This window comes from Streptosporangium sp. LJ11, from assembly GCF_051918945.1.
Taxonomy (GTDB): domain Bacteria; phylum Actinomycetota; class Actinomycetes; order Streptosporangiales; family Streptosporangiaceae; genus Streptosporangium.
Genome location: NZ_JBPXMB010000078.1, coordinates 1 through 2817, shown reverse-complemented (window position 1 = coordinate 2817; position 2817 = coordinate 1). Strand labels below are relative to the sequence as shown.

The window sequence follows — 2817 nt, the reverse complement described above, 5'->3', positions numbered from 1 at the left end:
AGGAGACAAGCGGCCACTGAAGACCACCGACCCACCACCGGCGACCTCCGTCACCGCACTCAACAACGGATGATCGATGGCGCCGAGCCCCACACCGGCCATGTCGCCGGTCTCGATCTGTGTGGGGACCCAAAAGCGCTCACGCTGGAAGGCGTACGTCGGCAGATCCACGCGGTGTGGCCGCGCCGGAGCGAAGAGAGCGTCCCAATCGAGCGAGACACCGTGCGTGTGCAACCGGTCGAGCGCCTCGATGAGTGTCCGGATCTCGTCCCGGTCCTTGCGAGCGGTCGCGACGAACACACCGTCCTGCACGCTCTGCTGGGCCAGGGCGGTCAGGGTGGTGTCCGGGCCGACCTCCACGAACACGTTCGCCTGGCAGGCGGCCACACCATCGGCGAAGCGCACCGCCTCCCGCACATGCCGCACCCAGTACGCCGGATCGGTCAACAGCCCCGGCTCCGCGGGCCGGCCCGTCACGTTGGAGACGACAGGAATGGCCGGCTCGCTGAAGGTCAGAGCGGAGACGACCTGCTCGAACTCGGCGAGCATCGGCTCCATCAACGGCGAGTGGAAGGCGTGCGACACGCGCAGGCGTCGGGTGCGGGCACTCGTCAGGGCGGCGATCTCCTCCACCGCACTCTCGCTACCGGAGATCACCACGGCCTCCGGGCCGTTCACCGCGGCGATGCCGACGTCCTGGCGGCCTTCCAGCAGGGGAAGGACCTCCGCCTCGGGAGCGGCGATGGCCAGCATCGCCCCACCCTCCGGCAGCGCCTGCATCAACCGCGCCCGCGCGGAAACCAGCGCACACGCATCAGGCAGCGACAGCACGCCCGCCACATGCGCGGCGGCGACCTCCCCCACCGAGTGACCCACCAGCACGTCCGGGGTGACCCCCAGCGAGGCCAGCAGGCGGTAGAGGGCGACCTCGAAGGCGAACAGCGCCGGCTGGGTCATCCGGGTCTCGGCCAACACCTCGTCCGGGCCCGAGAACATCGCCTCACGCACCGGGTGCGGCAGCAGCGCACAGATCTCATCCAGCGCCTCGGCGAATACCGGGAACGCCGCCGCGAGGGACGCCCCCATGCCCACCCGCTGGCTGCCCTGACCGGCGAACAACATCGCCAACCCGCCACCGGCCGCGGCACCCGGCGTCGCCGTGCCCTCGGCCAGGGCACGCAGGCCCGCCACCAGCTCGGCCCGATCCGCGCCCATCACCACCGCACGCTGCTCCAGCACCGCCCGGCCCGTCGCCAGCGTCCAGCCGATATCAGCCACGTCCAGCTCAGGCCGCTCCTCCACCCACGCCGCGAGCTGCCCGGCCTGCGCCCGCAGCGCCTCGGGAGTCTTGGCCGAGACCAGCCACGGCGTCACCGGCAGCTCGGCGCCGGAGGGCTCCGACTCCACCACCGGACCCTGCTCGATGATCACATGCGCGTTCGTGCCGCTGATCCCGAAAGACGACACCGCCGCCCGGCGCGGGCGGTCGCCGGTGTCCCACGGGCGGGCCTCGGTCAGCAGCTCCACCGCACCCGCCGACCAGTCCACGTGCGGAGACGGTTCCTCGGCGTGCAGGGTCTGCGGCATGACGCCGTTGCGCAGCGCCATCACCATCTTGATCACACCGCTCACGCCGGCGGCGGCCTGGGCGTGGCCGATGTTCGACTTGATGGAGCCCAGCCACAGCGGCCGGTCCTCGGGCCGGTCCTGACCGTACGTGGCGATCAGCGCCTGGGCCTCGATCGGGTCACCCAGCACCGTTCCGGTGCCGTGCGCCTCGACCACATCGACATCCGCGCTCGACAGACCGGCGTTCGCCAGCGCCTGACGGATCACCCGCTGCTGCGAGGGACCGTTCGGCGCCGTCAGCCCGTTGCTCGCGCCGTCCTGGTTGACCGCGCTGCCCCGCACCACCGCGAGGATCTGGTGGCCGTTGCGCCGGGCGTCCGAGAGCCGCTCGACCAGCAGCACACCGACACCCTCGGCCCAGCCGGCTCCATCCGCGGCGGCACCGAATGCCTTGCACCTGCCATCGGGCGCCAGACCGCGCTGCCGGGAGAACTCGATGAACATGCCGGGCGTCGACATCACCGTCACACCGCCCGCGAGGGCCAGATCACACTCACCCGAGCGCAACGCCTGCGCCGCCCAGTGCAGCGCCACCAGCGACGACGAGCACGCCGTGTCCACCGTGACCGCGGGACCCTCCAGGCCCAGGGTGTACGACACCCGTCCGGACACCAGACTGCCGCCACTGGTGTTCGCAGGAGTACCCAGACCGTAGTCGTGGTACATCACACCCGCGAAGACACCCGTACGGCTGCCACGCAACCCCACCGGATCCAGGCCCGCCCGCTCGATCGCCTCCCACGAGCTCTCCAGCAGCAGCCGCTGCTGCGGATCCATCGAGAGCGCCTCACGCGGCGAGATCCCGAAGAAGCCGGGGTCGAACTCGGCGGCCTCGTACAGGAACCCGCCGTGCCTGGAGTACGAAGTGCCCCGGCTGTCCGGATCCGGGTCGTATACCTTCGTCAGGTCCCAGCCGCGGTCGGTGGGAAACTCGCCGATGGCGTCCGTGCCGGACGACACCAGGTCCCACAAACCCTCGGGCGAGGACACCCCGCCGGGGAACCGGCAGGCCATCCCCACGATCGCGATCGGCTCGTCGGCCACCGAGACATCAGCCACCACCGCCTGCGAGACCTGACCACCGGCCAGCTCCGCCGCCAGGTAATCCGCTACCGCCTGGGCGGTCGGGTAGTCGAAGACGAGGGTGGCGGGCAGTCGCAGCCCGGAGACCGCCATCAGCCGGTTGCG

The 2817-nt window shown here is 71.2% G+C and carries 1 protein-coding gene; it reads right to left on the bottom strand.

What is annotated here, in order from left to right; translation table 11 throughout:
• Positions 1 to 2817 (bottom strand): type I polyketide synthase (locus tag ACTOQ3_RS43400; RefSeq protein WP_440089904.1); only part of this gene is annotated, 2817 nt, incomplete at both ends.